At 48.4% G+C, this 24,023-nt stretch carries 21 protein-coding genes; 16 read left to right on the top strand and 5 right to left on the bottom strand.

Going from position 1 to position 24,023, the window contains the following annotated elements; translation table 11 throughout:
- The first annotated feature begins 40 nt into the window (after nucleotides 1-40).
- Nucleotides 41-718, top strand: a complete 678-nt coding sequence (gene trmD, locus LQ567_RS12680; protein WP_231004884.1) for a tRNA (guanosine(37)-N1)-methyltransferase TrmD — start codon at nucleotides 41-43, stop codon at nucleotides 716-718.
- Nucleotides 719-763: 45 nt separating this feature from the next.
- Here the strand turns inward: trmD and LQ567_RS12675 are convergent, their stop codons facing one another.
- Nucleotides 764-1,036: a DUF4242 domain-containing protein gene (locus tag LQ567_RS12675; RefSeq protein ID WP_231004883.1), complete on the bottom strand. Its 273-nt coding sequence runs from the start codon at nucleotides 1,034-1,036 to the stop codon at nucleotides 764-766.
- Between the two features lie 198 nt (nucleotides 1,037-1,234).
- On the opposite strand from LQ567_RS12675, the gene LQ567_RS12670 reads away from it, so the two are divergent.
- On the top strand, nucleotides 1,235-2,344 hold the full coding sequence (locus LQ567_RS12670; RefSeq protein ID WP_231004882.1) for a DUF2911 domain-containing protein: 1,110 nt from the start codon (nucleotides 1,235-1,237) through the stop codon (nucleotides 2,342-2,344).
- A 26-nt stretch (nucleotides 2,345-2,370) separates the two neighbouring features.
- On the opposite strand, the gene LQ567_RS12665 is transcribed toward LQ567_RS12670, so the two are convergent.
- Entirely contained in the window at nucleotides 2,371-2,784 is a 414-nt protein-coding gene (locus LQ567_RS12665) for a hypothetical protein (RefSeq protein WP_231004881.1), read from the bottom strand.
- Nucleotides 2,785-2,846: 62 nt separating this feature from the next.
- Between LQ567_RS12665 and LQ567_RS12660 the strand changes: the two genes are divergently transcribed.
- Both LQ567_RS12660 and LQ567_RS12655 read left to right on the top strand, forming a co-directional pair.
- Nucleotides 2,847-3,512: a hypothetical protein gene (locus tag LQ567_RS12660; RefSeq protein WP_231004880.1), complete on the top strand. Its 666-nt coding sequence runs from the start codon at nucleotides 2,847-2,849 to the stop codon at nucleotides 3,510-3,512.
- A gap of 148 nt (nucleotides 3,513-3,660) precedes the next feature.
- Nucleotides 3,661-4,659 (top strand): HEPN domain-containing protein, encoded by a 999-nt coding sequence (locus tag LQ567_RS12655; protein WP_231004879.1) that lies wholly within the window; start codon nucleotides 3,661-3,663, stop codon nucleotides 4,657-4,659.
- Between the two features lie 21 nt (nucleotides 4,660-4,680).
- Here LQ567_RS12655 and LQ567_RS12650 read toward each other — a convergent pair whose 3' ends face one another.
- A complete protein-coding gene (locus LQ567_RS12650) occupies nucleotides 4,681-8,082 on the bottom strand; it encodes a glycosyltransferase (RefSeq protein ID WP_231004878.1) in 3,402 nt (1,133 codons plus the stop codon).
- A gap of 103 nt (nucleotides 8,083-8,185) precedes the next feature.
- Between LQ567_RS12650 and ade the strand changes: the two genes are divergently transcribed.
- The 5 genes from ade (at nucleotide 8,186) to LQ567_RS12625 (ending at nucleotide 13,349) form a co-directional block, all read left to right on the top strand.
- Nucleotides 8,186-9,841 (top strand): adenine deaminase, encoded by a 1,656-nt coding sequence (gene ade / locus LQ567_RS12645; protein ID WP_231004877.1) that lies wholly within the window; start codon nucleotides 8,186-8,188, stop codon nucleotides 9,839-9,841.
- A gap of 148 nt (nucleotides 9,842-9,989) precedes the next feature.
- Complete coding sequence (locus tag LQ567_RS12640; protein ID WP_231004876.1) at nucleotides 9,990-10,814, top strand: LiaF transmembrane domain-containing protein; 825 nt, start codon at nucleotides 9,990-9,992, stop codon at nucleotides 10,812-10,814.
- 135 nt (nucleotides 10,815-10,949) lie between these two features.
- Nucleotides 10,950-11,996 (top strand): sensor histidine kinase, encoded by a 1,047-nt coding sequence (locus tag LQ567_RS12635; RefSeq protein ID WP_231004875.1) that lies wholly within the window; start codon nucleotides 10,950-10,952, stop codon nucleotides 11,994-11,996.
- Nucleotides 11,993-12,727: a LytR/AlgR family response regulator transcription factor gene (locus LQ567_RS12630; RefSeq protein WP_231004874.1), complete on the top strand. Its 735-nt coding sequence runs from the start codon at nucleotides 11,993-11,995 to the stop codon at nucleotides 12,725-12,727. Before LQ567_RS12635 ends, LQ567_RS12630 begins: the two co-directional genes overlap by 4 nt.
- A 286-nt stretch (nucleotides 12,728-13,013) precedes the next feature.
- Complete coding sequence (locus LQ567_RS12625) at nucleotides 13,014-13,349, top strand: YegP family protein (RefSeq protein WP_231004873.1); 336 nt, start codon at nucleotides 13,014-13,016, stop codon at nucleotides 13,347-13,349.
- 218 nt (nucleotides 13,350-13,567) lie between these two features.
- Here LQ567_RS12625 and LQ567_RS12620 read toward each other — a convergent pair whose 3' ends face one another.
- Both LQ567_RS12620 and LQ567_RS12615 read right to left on the bottom strand, forming a co-directional pair.
- Nucleotides 13,568-14,941: an aldehyde dehydrogenase gene (locus LQ567_RS12620; protein WP_231004872.1), complete on the bottom strand. Its 1,374-nt coding sequence runs from the start codon at nucleotides 14,939-14,941 to the stop codon at nucleotides 13,568-13,570.
- 128 nt (nucleotides 14,942-15,069) lie between these two features.
- Nucleotides 15,070-15,786, bottom strand: a complete 717-nt coding sequence (locus LQ567_RS12615; protein WP_231004871.1) for a class I SAM-dependent methyltransferase — start codon at nucleotides 15,784-15,786, stop codon at nucleotides 15,070-15,072.
- Nucleotides 15,787-15,870: 84 nt separating this feature from the next.
- Between LQ567_RS12615 and LQ567_RS12610 the strand changes: the two genes are divergently transcribed.
- The 7 genes from LQ567_RS12610 to LQ567_RS12580 all read left to right on the top strand — a co-directional run bounded on the left by LQ567_RS12610 (nucleotide 15,871) and on the right by LQ567_RS12580 (nucleotide 23,917).
- The gene (locus tag LQ567_RS12610) at nucleotides 15,871-16,767 is read left to right on the top strand and encodes a LysR family transcriptional regulator (RefSeq protein WP_231004870.1); all 897 of its coding nucleotides are present in this window, start codon (nucleotides 15,871-15,873) and stop codon (nucleotides 16,765-16,767) included.
- Nucleotides 16,768-16,987: 220 nt separating this feature from the next.
- Nucleotides 16,988-17,836, top strand: coding sequence for a helix-turn-helix domain-containing protein (locus tag LQ567_RS12605; RefSeq protein WP_231004869.1), 849 nt, complete (start codon nucleotides 16,988-16,990; stop codon nucleotides 17,834-17,836).
- Nucleotides 17,837-17,911: 75 nt separating this feature from the next.
- Complete coding sequence (locus tag LQ567_RS12600) at nucleotides 17,912-19,240, top strand: amidohydrolase (protein ID WP_231004868.1); 1,329 nt, start codon at nucleotides 17,912-17,914, stop codon at nucleotides 19,238-19,240.
- 11 nt (nucleotides 19,241-19,251) lie between these two features.
- Entirely contained in the window at nucleotides 19,252-19,941 is a 690-nt protein-coding gene (locus LQ567_RS12595; RefSeq protein WP_231004867.1) for an ankyrin repeat domain-containing protein, read from the top strand.
- 154 nt (nucleotides 19,942-20,095) lie between these two features.
- On the top strand, nucleotides 20,096-21,358 hold the full coding sequence (locus LQ567_RS12590) for an MFS transporter (protein WP_231004866.1): 1,263 nt from the start codon (nucleotides 20,096-20,098) through the stop codon (nucleotides 21,356-21,358).
- Nucleotides 21,359-21,550: 192 nt separating this feature from the next.
- A complete protein-coding gene (locus tag LQ567_RS12585) occupies nucleotides 21,551-21,976 on the top strand; it encodes a GNAT family N-acetyltransferase (protein ID WP_231004865.1) in 426 nt (141 codons plus the stop codon).
- A 192-nt stretch (nucleotides 21,977-22,168) separates the two neighbouring features.
- On the top strand, nucleotides 22,169-23,917 hold the full coding sequence (locus tag LQ567_RS12580) for a choice-of-anchor Q domain-containing protein (RefSeq protein ID WP_231004864.1): 1,749 nt from the start codon (nucleotides 22,169-22,171) through the stop codon (nucleotides 23,915-23,917).
- Nucleotides 23,918-24,023 lie beyond the last annotated feature (106 nt).

The following is a 24,023-nucleotide window of genomic DNA, read 5'->3' as shown; positions in this document are numbered from 1 at the left end:
TCTGAGTCTGAATCTCGAATCTCAAATCTCAAATAGTATAATGCATATTGATATTATTTCCGTGCTTCCCGAATTATTGACCAGTCCTTTTGAACACAGTATTATGAAACGTGCGCAGGATAAGGGTTTGCTTACTGTTGCAGTACATCATTTACGAAAATGGGCGGTTAATGAATACGGCCAGGTAGATGACTATCAATATGGAGGCGGGGCAGGCATGGTTATGATGTGTGAGCCCCTGGTAAATGCCATTACCGAGCTTTCGGCCAGCCGGAAATTTGATGAAATTATTTATGTAACACCGGATGGGAAAACACTGAACCAGCGTATGACCAATGCGCTTTCCTTAAAAGAAAACCTGCTGATCATCTGCGGTCATTATAAAGGGATCGATGAACGCATCCGGCAGAAATATGTAACGCTTGAACTCTCTATCGGGGATTATGTTTTGAGTGGAGGCGAACTGGCTGCTGCCGTGCTGGTAGATGCAATTGGCCGCCTGCTGCCCGGCGTGCTGAATGACGAAACCTCGGCGTTAACCGACTCGTTCCAGGACAACCTGCTGGCGCCTCCGGTGTACACCCGCCCGGTTGATTTTGAAGGCATGCAGGTGCCGGATGTGCTGATGAGCGGCAATCATGCAAAAATTGAAGAATGGCGCTATGAGAAGGCACTGCAACGCACAAAGGACCGCCGCCCGGACCTGCTGGCTGATTGATTACGATCCCGCATCACCTGCATACATTTATGATCCCTATCGCCATTATTCCGCCGTGGTAGGATCAATTACCGTGGCAATCTCATTGATGGCGTTGGCCGGAAAGCCTCCCTTTGCGGCGTGTTCCCTTACCTGGGCTTCGTTTGGAGCAATGTACACGCAATAGATTTTATTGCCGGTTACATAGCTTTGTACCCATTGGATCTCCGGTCCCATTTCCCGCAACACATTACAAGACGTTTGCGAAACATGTTTTAACTGATCGGGGGTAAGACTTCCTGCGCCGGGAATTTCCCGTTCGATTAGATATTTAGGCATATAATAAAAATTTAAGCCGGTTATCCGTATTGTTTTACCAACCTATAAATTTACTGAGAATAACGGGGAATGACCATCGCCGAAACAGGTGAATCGGTTACAAACGACCGGGCAACCGGTGCCCGAAACAGGGTTTTGTCGCCGATGGTTGCGCAAAGCTGTAACCAAGTAGACTAATTTTGTAGAAACGATTAAAAAATGAAAAAGAAACTGCTTTTTGGGTTTGCCTGCTTTGCCGGTATTGCTGCCCAGGCACAGCTGTTACTAACCACCCCGCCCAGCGGCGGTAACAAAAAGGCATCTGTAAGCGAACGCATCGGTCTTACGGATGTAACCATACATTATGACCGGCCGGCTGTAAAAGGCCGGGAGGGAAAGATCTGGGGTGGGTTGGTGTATGAGGGATTTGGAGACCTGGGGTTTGGCAGCAGCAAGGCGGCACCCTGGCGGGCGGGGGCCAATGAAAATACGACCATCGAATTTTCTAATGCGGTAAAAGTTGAAGGGCGATTACTCCCCGCAGGCAAGTATGGCTTTTTTATTGCGTACGCGCCCGCTGAATGCATCCTGATCTTTTCAAAGAATGCGGGCTCCTGGGGCAGTTATTTTTATGATGCGAAGGAGGACGTGCTGCGGGTACCGGTAAAGCCGCTGCCGCTGGAGAAAACTGTAGAGCGATTGAAATATGAGTTTTCTGATGAAACAGAAACAGGGGCAACGGTTACGTTGCAATGGGAAAAGCTGGCCGTTCCCTTCAGGGTGGAGACGGATTATATCAATGATCAGCTGGCCGTATTTCGCCAGGAATTGAGAACAGAAAAGGGCTTTGGCTGGCAGGCATGGAACCAGGCGGCGCTCTGGTGCCTGCAACGGAATGTAAATTTAGACCAGGCGCTGCTTTGGGCAGATTCTGCAACCGGCAAAAGTTTTGGTGGCGAAAAAGCATTTGCGGCCTTAAACACGAAGGCGCAGCTACTGGAAAAGGCAGGCCGCAGCAATGAGGCTGCAGCCGTAATGAGGGCCGCTCTTGTACATGCAGACATGAATGAAGTTCATATGTACAGGCGTACGTTGATGCAGCAGCAAAAGCTGCAGGAAGCGGCGGCCGTTTTCAAAGATAATTATAAAAAGTATCCAAACGAGTTTACAACGCTGCTGGGCATGGCGAGGGCATATTCGGCACTTGGGGATTATAAAACGGCACTTAAATATGCCCAGCAGGCATTACCTAAAGCCGGTGAAATCAATACCCGGAATAACCTGCTGGAGCAGATCGGCAAGCTGAAGGCCGGAAAGGATATGAATTGACCTGTAATAGCGGCATCCTGTTAAAGCTATGCGTTTTTCCGGATCGTTTTCCGGCTGATGATTTCCATACTTAATTGTAAGGCATCGGCCTGGCCCTGCAAGGCCTTTATGGCCTGTTCCTGGCTCGTAATGATCTTTTCCCGCAGTGCACATTCCTTGCAGGGTTGCGGCTCCGGCGGTTCCTGTAACACCAGGTCGGCATCCGTCAGATACTTCGCCCCTTTATTGGAGATAAGCCAGTTCAAATCTGCATGTGCAAACCGGTTTTTAATATCTTCAATGATTTCCAGCGAAGGCTTGTTTTTCCTGTCGCGGAGCCGGTTGAGCTTCTGCGACGATTTATACTTCAGTCCGTTAATAGCAAAATCATTGATCGATTTAAACCCCTCAGCAGCACTGAATTGCTCCAGTCGTTCAAAAAAAGTTGAAGATTTGTTCATTTTTGTTTGTTTATCACAAATAGGTTTGTATCTTTGGGGTGCTAACAATAAAACACACAGCCATGAACTACAAAAATAACGAGATTCTCTCGATCGTATCCGAGGATGCCGCCCATTTCGAATCTGAAGAAGAAAAACACCAGGAAAACCAGGCCCGTTTCAATGAAAGCAACTTTCAACCCGGTTATCATTTTATGCACCTGGTAAAATCGAATCCCTTTTACTGCCTGATGCGGGTATTGGATAGTACCGCTCTTCAGGATCTGCAGGCGCAATGGAATGAATGGGTGCATTGTACGATTTGTGCAGAGTATAGCGCGTTCAGCGATGATATGGACCGGAATTTCCTGTTGCGGTTTGCCATGCATTTTCATTTGCTGATGGATGCATCGCACTATGCGGTTCATGAATGGATGAAAATGAAAAAGAAGCGGCTGTTTATTGCCGATCGCCAGGTGATTTACCGCTACCTGCCGGAAACCGGCAAGGCCTACCAGCAGATACTGGGTTTTACCGCCACTTATTCCGAGCGCAAGGCCCGTGTTTACCTCTGGTCTGTTTTAGATTGCATATTGGGATGTGGAACCTATTTTAAGATCGATCATAAGAATGTTCTTTTCGATTATGAGTCGCTATTGTGTATGTTGCGGGCGCCTTACCATATGATCAAACGGTACCCTGCACTTTTTGGCATTGAGGAAAAAAAGCAGGAGGGCCCTTCAGAATAACGTACTCCCGGTTCAAATGCCTGGAATGCCCAGAAGTTTGTGATGCCGTCTCCCCGCACCTATTAGAGTCCGTGTCATTCATTAAAGCGTATGCCCGCTTTGTGCACTTCTTTGTGATCGCATTTTCTAATCTATAAATTTCCGATAAATGAAAAACGAACCAATACCCGATATCCGGCTGTTACACAGCGGTGGTGTTGTTTTACCGCAATGGGATGCAACTACAAAATGTAACCTGCTAAAACAATTGATCGTAAAAGAAGCCGAGCGGGGCTTTGCCCACTATCTCTATGAATTGATCCCGGATGTAGAGCGGCTGTTTGATCCGGATGGGCCCGCCACTCCCCTGAACGGGCAGCCGCCCTCCGGCCTGTCGAGGGCGCAGGTGATTGCATGGATCTCCGGATTGTGTGCACCTGAATTTATTTTCGAAATGGAGCATACTGCAGAACAGTGCAGCCTGGATCTGTTTATTGTATTACAGCCGCAGGAAGCGCGCAATTTTAAAGACCTGCATGCCTACATTCATGCCGCCACTTTTGGAACCTGGAATATCCGGTTCACCTTGTGCCAGCGTAGTCAATTCCTGCAACAGCGGAAGCAGGGAAATCTGTTTTGTGTGCTGAGTTGCAACGAGGAACGGCTGGTGTATGCCCGGAAAGGCGCTGTATTGGAATCAATGGATAACCGGGTGATACAGGAATGGCTGGAAAAGTCGCGGCAAACACTTGAAACCGGGTCGGGAAGGGGCCGGCGGATCTTTGAACACGCATCGCTGTTTCAAAAGGAAGGAGCCAATGAACTGGGCTGTTTTATGCTGCATCAGGCTACTGAACTTTCGCTGCGCGGGTTTGCAGCAGCCTTTTCCGGTGTATACCTGCGCCAGCACTCGATCCGGGAACTGTTATATCATTGCAGCCGTATCCATCGCCGGTTTGCTTCTTTTTTTAAAACGGCAGCCGAACTTGAACTGTTGGAACTGCTGGAAAGCTCCTATACCGGCGGACGGTATAAGAATGATTTTACGGTGCCGGATCATCTCCTGGAAGCACTGAAGGAAAAGGTTGCCACGATCCTGGCCTGTGCGGACGAAATTGCAGCCCGGCATATGAACCGGTATGTTTCCCTGATGGACACGCGGGGCTAACGAAAACGGAACTGCACCGGATTATGGTTCCTTTAGAACAACATTGCCGGTACGCTTCAGGTTTCCCCAACCCTGGCCTTCGCCTTTGATGGCGCGGCGCAGTGACCGGAAGAGCACAATATACATGATCTGCCGGTATACAAAACGCTGGGGAATGAGCCATAAAAGCTGCCAGTAATTTTTTTCTTTTTCAATGCTGAATGCAAAGGCCGCTACCAGTACGTCTACCACCAGGAAGATGCCATAGTAGAACAGGATCCGGTTCAGATCGGTCCAGCTGGTGTGTTGCGCATTGGGCCAGTTGTAGTAAATAGAGAAGAAAAACAGCAGGTCGGCAATGGGTGCAATAATGGGAAGTATGATCTGGAATAAAAGGATATTGGGAAGGGATACCATACCCAATCCTTTATACCGCGCCCTGAAACAGGCATCCCTGTTTTTCCAGAAACTTTGCATCACCCCATAACTCCAGCGAAAGCGCTGTTTTAAGAACTGCCGGATGGTTTCGGGTGCTTCGGTAATGGCAACCGCATCATTACAGTTGCGGATAACATATCCCTGGCGCAGGATGCGGATGGTAAGATCACAATCTTCTGCCAGCGAATCGGTGGTAAAGCCGCCGGCTTCCACAATGGCTTCTTTCCTGAAGGCGCCGATAGCACCGGGAACCACGGTGATCCCGTTGATATAATCAAATGCCCGGCGGTCGAAATTCTGAGCGGTAATGTATTCGATCGACTGCCAGCGGGTAAGCACATTGTTGATATTGCCCACTTTTACATTACCTGCTACGGCACCAATGGTTTCATTTACAAAATACCGCATGAGCTGGCTGATGGCATCCTTCCGCAGCTGGGTGTCTGCATCAATACAAACCAGGTAATCAGCAGATGCCTGCCCTATGCCATAGTTGAGTGCTGAAGCCTTGCCTCCATTGGGCTTGGTGAGTACGTTTACGTTTGGATGGCCGGCAAAGGCTTCACTGATGTTCTTAAATGTTTGGTCCTTTGAACCGTCATCTACAAAAATGATCTCCAGGTTGGGATAATCTTGTTTTAGAAGGCTGTTGACAGTTCTAACACAGTTGACTTCCTCATTGTATGCGGGAACAATAATGCTTACTTTTTCTTTAAAGGCTCCCAATGGAGGGCGTGTTTCTTTTTTCTGGCGCCGGTAATTGAGCACGGCGAGGATGCCCATAAAAATAACACGGCCCAACCCCAGAAAGATCGCCAGCCAGAACGCAGTAGTAAGGAACTGCGATATCCAGAAAACAAGTTTGGTGGCAAAACTATCCGCCTGCAGCATATCGTTTTTTACAGGGGGCATTACCTGGTCGCGGGTAAGATTGAGCAATTGCGCTACCGTAATGAATTGGATGTTGCGATCCTTAAAATATTTAATGATCCGGGGCAGGGCATCCACAGTTCCCTGCCGGTTGCCACCGGCATCGTGTAATAAAATAATGCCGCGGTCTTTATAGGGCATGGCTTCATATTGCCGCACAATACGGTTGTAAATACTGTCTGCATTTACGTGGGCACTATCCAGATCCCAGTCTTCAGGATCAATGCTTTCTCCCACTGCATAGTATTTGAGCTTTTTACTTAAAGCCACCGGTTGCAACTCTACCTGCAATGTAGGTTCAGCATCGGCATTAAAAGGTGGCCGGAAGAGAATGGTGCTGCGCCCGGTAACGGCTTCAATTAAAAGACGGGTGGCATCGATCTCAGTTTGTGCGCGCCGGATGCCCACACTGGCAATATTGGGATGGGTAAATGTGTGGTTGCCGATTTCGAAGCCTTCTTTATAAACCTGTTCAAATACCGGTAAATGGTTTTGAATGTTGATGCCTACTACAAAGAATGCGGCGGGTACCTGCTCCCGTTTGAGTATGCTGAGGATCTGAGGGGTATATTCAGGGTCCGGACCGTCATCAAAAGTAAGCAGTACCTGTTTGCCCGGTACTACCTGGCCAAACCGCCGGATCACATACTTGGTGGGGAGCTCAATATATTGTTCTTCCTGAATCAGGTAATCATTCAGGGTGTCTGCAGTTATTTTCATGCGGCCATTCTGCGGCTCGGAGATCACATCGAGTACTTCTCCATCGCCCACATAATCGGGTTTTTCAAAGGATACCGGGATGTTTTCGAGCCGTTGGAACAGCCGGGCCTGCGATCGCATTGCTTCGGTGGTGAGGTTTCGTTTGTAAAAGGTCCATAAGCGTTGGTCTTCTGCTCCCAATCGCCAAATGGCGATGCCGGCCACACCATAGTCGTCTGCAAACCGCATCGTATTAAAATTGCTGGCCGCATCGTTGAACCAGACCTGGTGCTTTACATTGCTATAGTCGGTATAACTGAAATGACAATTATACGTGTTGTTGTCAAATTCAATGCTGGCATTGTGTTCCTTGGCGGCGGATATGGCCTGCGCATAGGTGAGGTTTTGTGCGGCCCGGTTCTCCGGCCAATCATATCCATAAGTGGCCATGCAGAGCACGATCTTTTCAGAGGGCACATTTTTGGCGGCATCATCCAGTACCTTTTCAATCCAGCGTTGTTCGCTTACCGGCCCGGGGATGCTGGTGTCGTAAAACTGGTCATAGGCCATCAGAAAAATATAATCGTTCAGCCGGGCAATTTCAGCGATGTTATAATTGTCGTCATTAGGCAGTATGTCCTGTGTTACCAGGAGCCCGCGACTGTGCAATTCCCTGTATAATGTTTCCTGGAATTGGCGCAGATACGGCAGGGTGCCTTCTTGGAGTTCCTCAAGATCCAGGTTAATACCGTTTAGCTTGTATTTTTCAATGGTATTGAGGATGTCTTGCAGCAGCCGGTTCCTTTTCTGTGGGTTGCTCAGTATCCGGTGCAGCAGTTTTCCATCAAAATCTCCATTCTGCACATTGGTCAGCATGGGGATGACGGACACTTTGGCCTTGCGCATGATCTGTAACGCATCGTTGTCGATATTGGGCCGGAGGGTATCCGCATCCGGATCGAGCAGGAACCATTCCGGTAATACCATATCCAGTTTGTCAACGTTCGACTTTAAGGAAGAAAGCGATTGCGGATCCCAGTCTACAAAAAATGCAGCGCGGATTCCGGCACTTTTGGGCCGTTTCTTTTCCTGCGCGATATAGGCGTTGTTTTGTGCCCGGGCACTGATGAATGCCTGCATGCCCTTGTACTTTTTCTTATCTTTTTCACTCAGGCTCTTAGGGATGGTCAGGTGGATCGTCCGGTTGGTATCGGCTTTTGAAAGACCGGGCAACAGTAAATTATCTACCCGGCTAATGGAAAAAATACCCAATGGAATCATCGCAATGGCCAGGAAAACCAGCAGCCGGCTGATCCACTTAAACGTGTTCCATCGCGTCCTGCTTTCCGTCTGAAAAATTTGAGGGTCCCCGGACATATAAACGATTTGATACAAAATTACAGGCTAAATGTTCCTGTTCAAGCGGGGTGTTATTTTATTCTGGAACAATTTTTTACATTTACTCAAATTGATACATGTAATGAAACAGGTAAAAGGAAATCTGGTGGATATTATGGCGCGGACGGTCAGCCTTGCATTAGTGGAATTTGATGCGGGAACGATCAGCGATGTGCAGGTGATCGAAGCGCAGCCGGTAGCGGGGTATCCCTATATACTACCGGGCTTTACAGACAGTCATGTACACATCGAAAGCAGTATGCTGGTGCCCTCCGAATTTGCACGCCTGGCGGTAGTACACGGAACGGTAGCCACGGTAAGTGACCCACATGAGATCGCCAATGTATGCGGGATGGAGGGGGTGCGGTATATGATCGAAAACGGGAGAACGGTGCCCTTTAAATTTAATTTCGGCGCCCCCAGTTGTGTGCCGGCCACGGTTTTTGAAACGGCGGGTGCAAAACTGGGTGTGAAGGAGGTAACCGAGCTGTTGCAAGATCCCGAAGTCCGTTACCTGAGCGAGATGATGAACTTTCCGGGCGTGCTGGCGCAGGACCCTGAAGTGATGGAAAAAATAAAGGCGGCACACCAGGCAGGAAAACCCGTTGACGGGCATGCCCCGGGTTTAAGAGGGGAAGACGCGCTGCGCTATGCGGAAGCCATCGCCGATACCACTGCAGGGCTACCCGGAACAGATCATGAATGCTTTACAAAAGAAGAAGCCCTGGATAAGCTAAAGGCGGGCATGAAAATCCTGATCCGGGAAGGAAGCGCTGCAAAGAACTTTGATGCGCTGATCGATCTTCTCAATGATTATCCGGACGCGATCATGTTTTGCAGCGATGACAAACACCCGGATAGCCTGGAAGCCGGACATATAAACCAGCTATGTGCCCGGGCGGTGGAGAGAGGCGTAGATGTGTTTCATGTATTGCAGGCCGCCTGTGTAAACCCGGTTACGCATTATAAACTGGATGTAGGACAGCTCAAAAAAGGTGATCCGGCAGACCTGATCGTGGTAGCGGACCTGCAGCATTTCAGGGTCCTTGAAACCTATATTAATGGAAGCCTGGTGGCGAAGGGAGGCAAAACGAATATCCAGACTTCCAGGGCCGGGGTGATCAATTATTTTGAATGCCGGCCGAAAACAGCCGCTGATTTCCGGATACCCGTTACCGGGGCACCGGAGCTGCCCGTGATTGAGGCCCTTGATGGGCAACTGATCACCAACGCTTTGCACGTGCAGCTCCGGCAAGAGGACGGAGTCTTTGTAAGCGATCCCGGACAGGACCTGTTGAAAATTGCGGTAGTGAACCGGTACAAGGAGGCAGCGCCGGCGGTGGCGTTTATCCGGAATTTCGGGCTGAAACGGGGTGCCATGGCTTCTTCTGTGGCACATGACAGTCATAATATTATTGCCGTAGGCGTAGACGATGAAAGTTTGTGCCGTGCCGTGAACCTGGTGATTGCTGCAAAAGGCGGAGTTGCGGCTGTAGACGGTGCGCAGGAAGCGATTGTACGGCTGCCGGTGGCGGGATTGATGAGCAATGAAGACGGATATGCGGTTGCGGCGGCTTATACGGCCATTGACCAGATGGTAAAGGCAATGGGCTCAACACTTTCGGCTCCTTTTATGACGCTTTCGTTTATGGCCTTACTGGTGATCCCCGCTCTGAAACTAAGCGATAAAGGCCTGTTCGATGGAGAAAAATTTGAATTTATCACCCCTGCAAAATGAGCATTTTACCGCCTGAACCGGATTTCCTGAAAACGCGGTTGTCATTCGCCGTGGCAATCCGCCCATTTACCGATATCTGGCGTTTACATACGAAAAATCTGTTGTAAGGCCTATCTTAGGGGGGTATTTTTACAGAAAATATTGAACAATGAGTGAAAATAATCCGTACAATACCGAATTCTATAATAAATCAGAGAAAAGCGACCGGCCGGAGACACAGCCTCCGGGAACCGGGCAACCGCCTTATTTTAAAGAGCGGAATGCACAGGGACATATATGGGTGGGCCTGTTTTTGGTGCTGATCGGTGTGGTGTACCTGCTGAAACGAATGGGTTTCATTTTTCCGGATTTTATGCTTTCCTGGCAGATGTTCCTGATCGTGCTGGGGATCTTTATCGGCTTCCGTAAAAATTTTCAGGGGCCCGGCTGGCTGATCCTGATCCTGGTAGGATCCCTGTTCCTGGTCAATGAGTTCTTCCTCTTTAATGCACTGCGGAAATTTATCTTCCCCATTGCCCTCATCGGTGCCGGTCTGTTTTTTATCCTGCGTCCTAAAAAAAGCTATGAATTTATAACCCAGGACCCCAGTACCGGCGATCCGACCGGCAAAAAAACCTACCGGGGCAGCATCAGTAATGAAGATATCATTGACGCTACCTCTATTTTTGGAGGGACCAAGAAAAAAGTATTGTCAAAAAATTTCAGGGGCGGCGATATGGTAAATGTATTCGGTGGCAGTGAAATTGACCTGCTGCAGGCCGATATCAGCGGAACGGCGGTACTGGAGGTAACAGCCATATTGGGCGGGGCTACCCTGCTGATCCCCTCTCACTGGAATGTGGTTTCAGAAGCCGTGGCCATCCTTGGGGAGGTAAAGGATAAACGGGTATCGATGGGCAATGTGGATACTACAAAAACGCTGGTGTTAAAAGGAACCGTAATTTTAGGGGGTATTGATATCAAGAGCTTTTAGTGGCGAAGGAAATCGTGAATCAGCAATAATCAATAGTGAAAGGCCAATCGTGCATACGTTACCGTTTTACAACAGAAGGGGCTATGTCCCGGATCTTAAATTTTAAATCCCGAATTTCAAATTCCAAATAATTCAGTGTCGTCCTCGCCGTTAACAGCTAAAAGATTTCTTACACCCCTGATTATTGCCTGGGTGGTTCTGGTGACCGCCCAGGTATTTTTCCTGCGTAGTTATTTCCCGTTTTTCCCGCTTTACACCGTTCTGACGGATAGCTTGCTGAGCAATTTCCTGCTGTTGGTAGCCGGTTTGCTGATGCTGAATGTAACCAAGTACTATTTGCCGTCAACCTATCAATATACCAGCGTTATTGCGGCCTGCCTGGTTTTAACGGGTTTGTGGCTTTTTGTTTCCAATACCTTTTTGAAAATATTCCTGGGAGATTCCGAGGTATATGCCGCTTTTCTCAAAAACTCACTGATCATCCGTGCGGGCTTTGCCTTCCTGGTACTTACCATTCTTACCATTGCGGCCATTTTGTGGTACAACTGGGTAGAGCGGCAAAAAGTAGAGCAGCGGCGTACGGATGCAGACCGGCTGTCAAGGGAAGCGGAGCTGTTTAAACTGCGTCAGCAATTACAACCTCATTTTTTGTTCAACAGTCTTAACTCCATTAACGCGCTGATCGGGTTGAATCCCCAGCAGGCACGGCGGATGGTGCAACAACTGTCGGATTTTTTAAGAGGAACACTCAAAAAGGAGGAATCTCAAATGATCTCCCTTACCGAGGAGATTAATTATTTGAACTTATATTTGGAGATCGAAAAAGTGCGTTTCGGAAACCGGCTGATGACTTCCATTTCCATTGATGAGGATACCAAAGAATTGCAGTTGCCCACATTGCTGCTTCAGCCCATTGTTGAAAACGCGATCAAATTCGGGCTGTATGATACGATCGGCGAAACCCTGATTACGATAGAAAGTACCAAGGAGCTGTCGGAATTATGCATTATGGTCAGCAACCCTTTTGATCCGGAAACCTCCCTGCCCAAAACGGGTACCGGTTTTGGATTGAGCTCTATCAAAAGACGGTTATACCTGCTGTATGGAAGGAATGACCTGCTGTCTACAAAAACAAAAGAGAATATTTATTATACAATCGTAAAAATACCACAACAGGCATGAGCAAAGTAATCATCATCGACGACGAATTTTTGGCAAGAAGCATGGTAAAGGAGTATCTGCAGAAGTATCCCCAGCTGGAGCTGGTGGCCGAATGCGGAGACGGTTTTGAGGGCATGAAGGCCATACAGGAGCACAAGCCTGACCTGATTTTTCTGGATATCCAGATGCCCAAGATCAGTGGCTTTGAAATGCTGGAACTGATCGAAGAGCCCCCAGCCGTAATTTTTGCCACGGCATTTGATGAATATGCGATCAAGGCCTTTGAAGCCCATGCGGTGGATTATCTGTTAAAGCCTTTTGACCAGGAGCGCTTTGATAAAGCCGTGAATAAATTCCTGGCGCAGCATAAAGGAAGCGCAACCAATACACAGGAGCTGCTGAATGATGTACAGCTGCCCAATTCCAATAACCGGATCGTGGTAAAAAACGGAAGTAAGATCAAGATCATCCCGGTACAGGAGGTATTATACCTGGAAGCTGCGGATGATTTTGTAAAAATCTTTACAAAGGATGGCTATTTCCTTAAAAATAAGACAATGTCATTCTTTGAAGCTTTTTTACCGGCCGACCTGTTTGTACGGAGCCACCGTTCCTACATTGTGAACATACAGGAAATTACGCGTATTGATCCCTATGAAAAAGACGGGCATGTAGCGATTCTTAAAAATGGCACAAAGATCAATGTAAGCCGGAATGGGTATGGAAAGTTAAAGGCGGTATTGGGACTGTAGCAAAATTGATATTGTATACGTTTGCCGCGGATGGCGCTGGTTTTATGCAGCTGTTGATGCTTGTATAATCAGCGCATTTTTGTGAGTAGACCCAGGCTGTTTTTCAGCAGCGTTTTGGAGCGGCGGCATTTGTTGTTGCGGAGGGGCCGGCTGTGTGTTATTGCTTCCGGCCGATGCGATAAAAGATTTTGCATACCCGGGAGGAGTGTTTATAAATCCGTTTCCTTAACTTTAGTACATCAAGTATTTCAATAATCTATTGCGTTACCTTTAAAGAAAATCAACTATGGGTAAATTTGTAATTACCAAAAGAACCAACGGAGAGTTCCAGTTTAACCTGAAAGCCGGCAATGGCCAGGTAATTCTTACCAGCGAAGGCTATACTACAAAAGCAGCCTGTGATAATGGTATTGACTCTGTAAAGAAAAATGCGCCGGAGGATGATAATTTCGAGCGTAAAACCTCATCCAATGGCAAACCGTTTTTCAATCTGAAGGCTGGCAATGGCCAGGTGATCGGTAAAAGCGAACTGTATGAGTCGGAGGCAGCACGGGAAAACGGGATTGAATCGGTAAAGAAGAATGCGCCGGATGCCGATATTGCAGATGAAACAAACGGGTAGTCCGGAATGCATGCGCCCTGTTGCTGAGCACCTGCCAGCTATGGGTTAACATTCTTTAAATGACCCGATGGGGTTGACCAGAGGTTGTATCAAAAATGATTGGGTGTACCTATTGTTGAGAAGGCAATATTACCCTGAAGATTTTTGATGCAGCCTTTTTATATTGTAAATCGATTTTTTGGGGAAGCATGTTTTATCCTGAAGCGTATGGGATCCGCTTATATTACCCTTTTTAAGGTTTTCAGTTTTCCTTTCAGCGAAGGATACGCCAATGGGATATCGGGCCAGTTACGGGCTTTTAAAATGCCTTTTGCATGGCTAAAGGTTTCAAAGGAAAACCGTCCATGATAGCGCCCGATGCCACTGTTGCCCCGGCCTCCGAAGGGTAGGTTTTTATTCAGGTAATGCATCGCTGCCGTATTTACGCACCCGCCGCCAAAGGGCACCTGCTGCAGCCACCGGTCTGCCTCTTTTTTATCGTTGGTAAATACATAAAAGGCCAGCGGGTTTTCGTTCTGCCGGATAAGGGCCAGCGCTTCTTCTTCGGTTTCATAACCAATAACGGGCAGCAGCGGTCCGAAAATTTCTTCTTTCATAACCGGTGCATCCATGGGTGGCGCATCGATCAGCGTGGGCGCAATAAACAATTGTTCTTCGTTGTGTTCGCCGCCATGCAGGATGGTTTGTCCGTTCATCAACTGCTTCAGGCGATGAAAATGCCTGTTGTTGATGATACGGCCATAATCATAGCTACTGATGGGGTGCTGCCCGTAAAATTTGAGGATGGTTGCTTTCAGAAGCTGGATCAACGCTTCTTTAACCGAGTGATGCACCAGCAGGTAATCCGGGGTAATGCACATCTGGCCGGCATTGGAGAATTTGATATTGATGATCCGTTTGGCTGCCGTTTTCAACGTTGCATTGGCGGTTACCACACAAGGACTTTTTCCTCCGAGCTCCAGTGTTACCGGTGTGAGTTGCGCTGCTGCTTTTTGATAAATGATCTTTCCTACCATCGTGCTTCCGGTGTAAAAAACGTGGTCATACCGGAAGTCGTCCATCAACCGGGGAATGAGGGTAACCCCTTCTCCCGGAACATATAGTATATAGTTGGCAGGAAACGCTTCACCGATAATCTGTCCCATCACTTTTTCCGTGGCTGCCGCCAGTTCGCTGGGTTTTAATACCACACAGTTACCCGCCGCAATGGCGCCGATCAGCGGCATGAACAATAACTGAAAAGGATAATTCCAGGGAGCGATGATCAGCACCAGGCCCAACGGCTCGTAAAGAATGCTGCTTTTGCCGGGCATATTGACCAGGTTGGTGGCCACCGGTTGCGGAGCCATCCACTCATTCAGCGAACGGATGCAGGCATCGATCTCCGAGATGACCATTCCGGTTTCGGTGATCCAGACCTCTTCCTTGCTTTTATGCAGATCCTGAAACAATGCATTGCTCAATGCTTCTTCATGACGCAGGATGCTTTCTTTTAATTGTTGCAGTTGCTTTTTCCGGAACGCGATGGAACGCGTAGCTCCCGTGTGAAAAAAACTGCGCATGCTATTCAGCTCGTTGATCAGGCCTGTCATTGGTACTTTGTTTATGATTCCCGTATGCAATGTCCGGATATTTTCGCGGGCATCTGCAAAACAGGATGCGCTTCTCAGCCTGGCAAATTTCGACAAGATTTTTAAGATTGTCAAATGTACTTGCGGGCTTATTTAAAAGCTACAAAGGAAGCAAAGCAAAGATGCTTATGAAGGAGTGATACGGTTTTAAAACCCGACTGCTGTAAAAGATGGGTTTGATAAAGCACACTTCTGGGAGAGTCTTCTTTTTCGATATAGGCAAATACATGATCCCGGTAGGCGGCATCCTTCAGGCCGGTGAGGAAGTTGCCGTAGTGTTGTGTAAAAAGCAGATGTTGAATGGCCGGATGATCTTCGGTTACCAGGTCAAAGATCCAGATGCTGCCACCTGGCTTCAGAAGCTGGTAAAATTTTGCAAAAGCGGCTTCCCAGTCGGCATCCTCCCGCAAATGATGCAGTGTGGCCGTAGCGATGATGACATCATATGCGGCTTCCTCCAGCTCCGCTGTTCTGAAGTCTTCTTTGATAGTAGTTACCCTGCCGGTAGTCAATGGCTGTACCCGTTCTTTGGCTTTCTCCAGCATAGGCTGGCTGAGATCTACAAGCGTTACATCAGGGTTGATACTTGTTTTTGCCAGTAGCTTTACCGGGTAGTTACCGGCGCCGCATCCGATGTCGAGCAACTTTTTTAAATCGGGGGTAGTGGCAACGATACCGTCCGTGATCAGCTCCATATTAAAGCTGGCATCCAGCGTGGTTTGCTGACCGGTTTCAAGATTGGAGAAACGGGCCACATCCTGGTCGAACCGCGCTTCAATTTCTTTCAATGTTGATTTTTGTTCCATACAATGGTTTTCATTCAAAAGTAAAAACAGAACCGATACTTTAAAAATGCTATTTTTATCATCTATTAATACTTAAAAGGTATCATGGAAATCCGGCATTTATTATACTTCCAGATGCTTGCAGAAGAGTTGCATTTCGGAAGAGCGGCAGCAAAACTGTTTATCTCACAACCCCCATTAAGCCGGCAGATCCGGGAGCTTGAAACGGAACTCGGCGTACTGCTGTTTGAGCGGAATAATAAACGGGTAACGCTTACGGAGGCTGGCAGGTATTTTCTGTCTGAAAGCACGGCCCTGCTGCAGCAGCTGGAAAGGGCAAAATTAAAGACCAAGCAGATCCACGATTCCGTGGCCGGTACCTTCCGGTTGGGATATATCAGCTCCACACCCCGGAGCATTCTCGCCCAGGTGCTGAAAACGGTAAAAGAACAATATCCTTTTTTGCGCGTAAACCTGTATGAAGCAGCTACACAACGGCAGCGGGCCGCCCTGGAAAGCGGAACGCTTGATCTGGGTATTACCCGCGCACCGGTGCTGGCCCCGCAACTAGAGCAGCGGTTAATGCTGACCGAATATTTTTGCCTGGCGAAGCCGAAGGGAAAAAAGATCCCTCTGCGGGAACTGGCCAAGCAGCCGTTTGTTTCCTTTAATAAGGATTATGCGCCGGATTACCATCAGCAGTTTATTTATTGCTGCCACCAGCTGGGCTTTGAGCCACAGGTGATCCATGAAAGTAATAATATGCCCTCCATCCTGGAGTTAGTGGCCGATGGTATGGGCCTGGCCATTGTTCCGCAATCGGTCCGGAAATTATTCCGCTTTACGGATCTGGATTTTGCACCATTGCGGCAATTGCCGGTGCGCACGGAAACCGTGCTGGTTTTTGATCCGGAGAACCGGCAGCCTGCATTACCGGTCTTTGTGGCATTGCTGGAAAAAGCCTATCAGCATTTTGGTAACAGCCTGGGGAAACATGCTTAGCAGGTGGGGGAAAGGTTATGCCATTCATCCGTTTATGGGCATGCGAAGCGCTCATCAACCGGCGGAGAAGCCGATACCACCCTTTACGGTTCCGGAACCTGTTTGCTGCAGACGTTACAATCCGGTCATCCAATCGGAATCGATGAGAAGCAAACTGCGCATGCCGGCATGCACAAGGCCGGCCAGGGCCTGTTCTTTAAAAAGTTTGTAACTTTCATCCGTGAGCGGAAAAGAACCTTTCCCGATTTTTGGGATCCGGGAATTTAAGGAACAACAACAATCCGAGGAGGACCTGGTGTATCAGGAGCTGCACGGCGCACGGATTATTGAAAAACCTCATAAGCATGATTTCTTCTTTTTTCTTTTGTTTGAAAAGGGAAGCGGTGTTCATTCCATCGATTTTATTGATTACCAGGTAAGGCCTCACCAGTTGCATCTTTTGTTTCCGGACCAGGTGCATAGCTGGCGGCTGGGGAAAAATACCTCGGGATTTCAGCTGATGATCAGCCGGCCGGTTTTTGAAACGTTTTCCGATGCATTACGCTTTTCATTTTTCCTGTATCAGCATCATCCGGTGCTGGATCTTCCGGAACCGGTGTTTAAAAAACTGCTGTATGAGTTCCGTTCGATAAAAGAAGAACTGGAGCAGGCACCGGTTCAATCAGAAATTGTTACGCTTCGCACCCGCCTGATTGCACAACTGGCCAGCCGGGAAGCAGAGCGGAAGTTTGAGGATTTTGAAGTGTATCATACACGGCCCGTATTGTTAAAATACCAATCCCTGGTAGACCTGCATTTTAAGGAACAGAAGTCGGTGACCTTCTACGCCGGACAGCTGCATATAACCGCCAACTATTTAAACATCCTTTGCAAACGGCATTTTCATGTGCCGGCCACCTTCCTGATCCAGAACCGCGTGATACTGGAAGCCAAGCGCCTGATGCAGGTTTCTGAAAAATCAGTAAAGGAAATAGCCTACGAACTAGGGTTTAGTGATCTCGCTTATTTCTCAAATTTTTTTAAAAGCAAAACAGGTTTTGCGCCGCGCGTGTTCCGGGAACAGTTATAAATTTTACAAGTTATAGCATAAATCCTCCATCGTGGAGGAAAAGGCTTGAATTAATTTTGTAAAAAATAACGCATTATGGTACCCAGATCCATTTCCCGGAAAGATTTTATTAAGAACTCGTCCATTCTTTTCGCCGCCGGCAGTGGTTTACTGGCAACCGGCCAGGCCGTTGCCGCCGGCAGTCAAACAGCTGTTACTGCCGGGAAAACGCTTACCTTAAAAAATGTGCGGTTGGAAACGGGGTTTGAATATGAAGGAGAAGAGGTGGTTGGTACAAAAACGGCCTTGTTTACCATTGAGATCAGCGATGGGAAAATAAAATCGGTATTGCCCAATAACCCGGCGGCAAAAGGAGTGGATGCAAAAGGCTTACTGTTATTGCCGGCCTTCAAGGAAATGCATATCCACCTGGATAAAACCTATTATGGCGAAAAATGGAAGGCTACCGGTAAACGGCAGGGTGGTGTAAAAGGAATGATTGCGCTGGAGCAGCAGATCATCCCGGAATTGCTGAAGAACTCTACCTATAAAGCAGAAAAGCTGATCGAGCTGCTGCAATCAAAAGGCAGCAATATAGCCCGCAGCCATGTCAATATCGAACCTACCTCAAAACTGGATTCGTTAAAGCACCTGCAGAAGGCCCTGGAAAATAAAAAGGATACTTTTGAGGCGGAGCTGGTGGCGTTTCCGCAACATGGTATTTTTTATACCGATTCCGCCGCGCTGATGAAGGATGCTGCACAAATGGGCGTCGATTATATCGGGGGACTGGATCCTACCACTATTGATGGCAGCATTGAGAAGAGCATGGACTTTGTGGTACAGCTGGCGCTGGATTACAAAAAAGGCATCGATATTCATTTGCACGAAGGGGGTGAGTCGGGTGTAAAAACCATTGAATACCTGGTTAACAAGGTAAACGAAAACCCGGTTTTGAAGGGAAAGACCTTCGTTAGTCATTGCTTTGCCCTGGGCTATCTCGACCGGAAGAAGCAGGAAGAAATGGCGGAGAAGATGGGGAATGCCGGAGTGGGCGTGATGTCTACCATTCCGTTTGGAGGAATGATTATGCCCATTCCAACGTTGTATAAGTACGGCGTGGATGTACGTGCAGGGAACGACTGTATCATTGATCACTGGAATACGTTTGGTTCCGGCAGTGTATTACAGAAAGCCAATCTTGCAGCCCAGCTGTATGGATATCGTACGGAGTTTGATTTGTCGCGTATATTAAAACTGGCCACCCATAATGTACTGCCGCTGGATGATAAAGGTAACCGGCAATGGCCCAGGGTTGGAGATAAAGCAGATTTGGTATTGATCGATGCCAGCTGCTCGGCAGAAGCCGTATCGCGTATCTCGCCGGTGCGCTCCCTGATCCACCGCGGAACCGTCGTGTTTTAATTAATAACGTTATGCATTATTTACTATTGGTGTACTCGATATGGATCCTGAATGCCTGCCAGGCAAAAACAAACAGTGCGGATATGAATACACAACGTATAAATATTATAGAAGCAGTAGAAAAAAATCAGTTGTCGGTAGTGGAAGCTGGGTTGAAGAAAGGGGCGGATGCAAATACTACCGATAAGAATAAAAGGTCCCTGCTGCTGATCGCCACACAGGCCAATAACCTGCAGATGGCAACCCTGTTGGTGGCGCATGGAGCAAATGTGAATCAGCAGGACCAGATCAAAGACAGCCCGTTCTTGTATGCGGGTGCGGCGGGGTTTACAGAACTGGTAAAACTATTCCTGGCACATGGCGCCCGTTTCGACCTGTTTAACCGGTATAACGGAACTGCGCTGATCCCGGCCTGCGAGCGGGGGCATATTGATGTGGTGAAGATCCTGGCAAACACGAAGGGCTTCCCAGTCGATCATGTGAACCGTTTGGGCTGGACGGCGTTGATGGAGGCGGTGGTATTGGGCAACGGATCAGAAAAATATGTAACCGTGGTGCAGCTGTTGGTAAACGCCGGGTGTAATATCCAGATCCCGGATCATGATGGTGTTACGGCGTTACAGCACGCCCGCTCCAGGGGATATACGGAAATTGCCGGGGTTTTGGAAAACGCTTCCGCAAAAAAAAACGGTAAAGAATAACGGCTTTATAATGTGTTTATACTGTTCAATAACGAAAGAGCCCTCAGGGGCTTTTTCACTTAGGATGTGTCCGGTGATGATGGGTGTAAGCAACTACCAATAAACCGGCGCGAAGTAAAGCGGATCCGGAAACCGGATCTATAACATGATGATTATGCGTACTACGAATATTGAGATGCTAGAAGAACCTGAAGAAAAAACCAACGTGAACATACACCGCGCGCACCGTCCGGAGCAAACACCGGCCAGGCCGCCACTAAGCCGTGGAACGCTCTGGCTGATGACTATCGCCACGGGAGTGGTAGTGGGCAACAATTATTATAACCAACCCTTGCTGGGACTCATGGCCCGGGACTTTGGTGTAAGCGAAGGGCGCATCAGCAATATCGCGATGCTGACGCAGGTGGGTTTTGCAATGGGACTGTTGCTGATTGTACCGCTAGGTGATATGCTTCGGCGCAGGCGGTTAATTCTTATTGATTTCGGACTGATCATTTTATCGCTTGTAGGTATGACCATTGCTCCTACGGTAGGATGGTTGTTCCTGGCCAGTTTCATGGTGGGCTTTACATCGGTACTGCCACAACTGTTTGTGCCCATGGCAGCAGAGTTGGCGGCAAAGGAAAAGCAAAGTGCAGCCATCGGTATGGTGATGAGCGGATTGCTGCTGGGTATATTATTGTCGCGAGTGGTTAGTGGGGTGGTTGGCGATCTTTGGGGCTGGAAGGTGATGTACTATATTGCTACGGGCGCGATGGTATTGTTGGCCGGGTTGATTGCGTTAAAGCTACCGGAAGTACATCCCACTTTTAAAGGGAGCTACGGCTCATTGATGCGGTCCCTGCTGCAGCTTACCCGTACCCAGCCGGTGCTGCGTTTGGCGGCGTTTCGCGGGGCGATGGGCTTTGCGGCCTTTAGTGCTTTCTGGACCACGTTAGTGTTTCACCTGGAAGATGCCCCGTTTCATGCCGGCCCGGCGGTGGCCGGTTCCTTCGGTATTATTGGGGCGGTAGGGGCATTGGCGGCTGCGTTGGTAGGCCGGGTGGCCCGGAAGGTGCCGGCATCCCGGATTATTTCGTCGGCCATTGTGATGCTGATCCTGAGCTGGTGCATTTTTTATATCGGTGGGTATACTTATGCCGGACTGATTGTTGGGGTGATCCTGCTCGACCTGGGATTACAGTCGATGCACATCCTCAACCAGTCCTCCTTCTTTGCATTAAACCTGGGAGCCAATAACCGGCTGAATACGGTGTATATGTTCAGCTATTTTATAGGTGGCGCAGCAGGCACCTACCTGGCCGCACAGGCCTGGAAGCATGGGCAATGGAACGGTGTCGTAGCCATCGGTATTGCCTTTACGGTACTGGCGCTGGTGGCACACCTGGTCTATGGCCAAAAGAAAAAAATGGCATAGCCTCCCGTTGCAAAAGCGGCTCCTTCGTTCAGTGATTCCGGTTTTCCTTGCTGTTCGTGTGCATTGCTGCGCAATGCTTCATACAGGCGCAGGGAATGGTTGAGGCTTGATCGTTAAACTGTGTCTGCTTTTTTTCATAAATTGTATCTGTGCTTGTTTTGATATTTTGATTTCTTTTGTAAAAACAACAGCATGAACACATTTATGATCCGCACCGGTAGTGAGCAGATGGATGTACCGGTGATCCACCATTTTTTGAGTACCGCGTCTTATTGGGCCGGGGGCATCCGTTTTGAAATGGTGGAACATTCGATCAAACACTCTTTTTGTATCGGTGCATTTATCGGCGACCGCCAGGTGGCCTTCGGGCGGGTCATTACGGATTACGCCACTTTTGGCTGGCTGGCCGATTTTTTTGTATTGCCGCCGCATCGCGGTAAAGGAATTGCAAAAGCTATGTTATCGGTATTGCTGGAGCAGCCCTGGACAAAGCATATGCGACGGCTAATGCTGAACACAAAGGATGCACACGAGCTTTACCGGCAATATGGGTTTGAAGAACCCGCAAACACGACAACGTTGATGGAACGACACCGGCCACAGGCGCACCTGGAGTAAAAGCGCGAGCCGCTAACGGAAAGATGCTGAATCCTTTTGTGTTCTGGTTTTATTTTTTTATTTTGCGGGAACATGCTGACATACGATAGTTTAAACCCTCGGTGAACTACGCTACGCTTTGGAAAATCATTAAACTACAGTATATCAGGTTGCATCAATATCTATGGGTATAAACTAAACAGCAAAATCATAATGAAGCTAACATTCCCGTCAGGACAGAGCATAAGAAAATTTTGTCTGCTGCTCTTGGGTTATCTGTTGTGGACAAGCACAGTCAGTGCGCAGATCTCCCCTTCTGCCGACAAGATCCTCTATGTTAATAAAGCGGTAGCTGGTGGTAACGGATCGGGTGATAGTTGGGCAAATGCGGTACCCGAACTGGCGGATGCGCTCAGATGGGCAAGGCAGCAGCATGATGCGGATAATAACTGGCTGGCCGGTGATTCACTACGTATATTTATTGCCGAGGGGACATATAAGCCTCTTTACGATGCAGATGGCGGACGTTATCAGAATGACGGCGGACGGGATAATGCCTTTGTATGGGTGGACCGTGTAAACCTGTATGGGGGATTTCCCGCTACAGGAAATCCCGGAATGGGTCAGCGAAACTGGAAAACCCATATAACCACGTTGAGTGGCGATATCGGTGTAGCCAATGACTATGCAGACAACGTGTATCATGTGCTGATCGCTGTCGGTATGCAAATTGCACATATTGATGGGGTGAAAATAACAGGAGGAATGGCCGATGGTACTTCGATACAAACAGAGATTATAATAAACAAGACAAACCTTTCTTTCGTGAGAGGGGGGGGCGGCGGTATATTTTTTTTAGGTGGCGGAAGTTCTTTCACGATCAGCAATACGGAGATCAGCGGCAACAGGGGGGAGTTTGGAGCCGGTGGCAGTGTTGCTGCAACTCCTTCACTCATAAATCTTACGGTTCGTGACAACGTTGCAACAGAACGGGGTGGTGGATTCTTTTTACCTGCCATGGGAGTGGGGGCCGGTTATGTATTTACCAATGCGCTTTTTACCGGCAATGCAGCAAAATATGGCGCAGCAATCTGCAGCCAGCTCGATTCGCTTGTGTTGGTCAACATCACGATGGCAAACAATACAGCCAGCCTGGGGGGTAATGCCCTGTTTAACTGGTCCAGCAGGCGTCCGGTAATATTAACCAATAGCATTCTATGGAACAGCCAGCCCGGTGCTGTGAGTATGTTGGATGGCGTTGGCAGCACACCCTTTGTAGTTAGCCATAGCATCGTACAGGGAGCCGCAGTGCCGGTAGGAACGGGTAATTCCAATGCAGCTCCGTTATTTACCAATGCTGCCGGTGGAAATTATACATTACAGGGAGGAAGCCCGGCAGTTAACGCCGGTTCCAATCAATTATATACCGATGCTGGGGGCGATTTGAATACGGACACTGATTTAGCAGGTAACCGGCGGTTGGCCGGGGGCACTATTGATATGGGCGCCTTTGAAAATCAGACGGCCCTGCCGGTATTGTTTGGCGCTATAGGCGCGATTGTAAAAAACGGAGAACTACTGGTAAACTGGAGCACCGAAACGGAAACCGGCAACAAACATTTTTTAATACAGCTTTCACGGGATGGGAGCAACTGGCAAACCACGCAAACGGTACAAACCAGAGCACCCGGCGGGAATAGCAGTACTCCATTGGACTATGAAACAGCCATCCCTTTATCCGCATTGAGTTTGACCTTCTTATTTGGTGTGTTTGCGTTGGGATGCCGCAGAAAATATGCGGTTGCTATAGCGGCGGTGGTATTATTTGCAGTCGCTTTCAGCTGTAGCAGACAGGCCGTTATTGATGATGCTCAAAGCGGGCAACTGTTTGTGCGTATCGTACAGGTAGATAATAATGGTACACAGGTGGCCTCAAAAGCTATCCGGGTAATACAGGAATAAATGAATGATCTTGGGATGAAGCATCCGCATATTTTCTACATTCCCTGTATGAGCCGTTTCTTTAGGTAAATGGGGTGTGTTTTTTCAGGAAAATTAAAAAGAGCCT

The organism is Niabella pedocola (assembly GCF_021044425.1).
GTDB classification, from domain to species: Bacteria; Bacteroidota; Bacteroidia; order Chitinophagales; family Chitinophagaceae; genus Niabella; species Niabella pedocola.
Note: the sequence above shows the minus strand (reverse complement) of the source record. Positions and strands in the feature narration are given on the sequence as shown.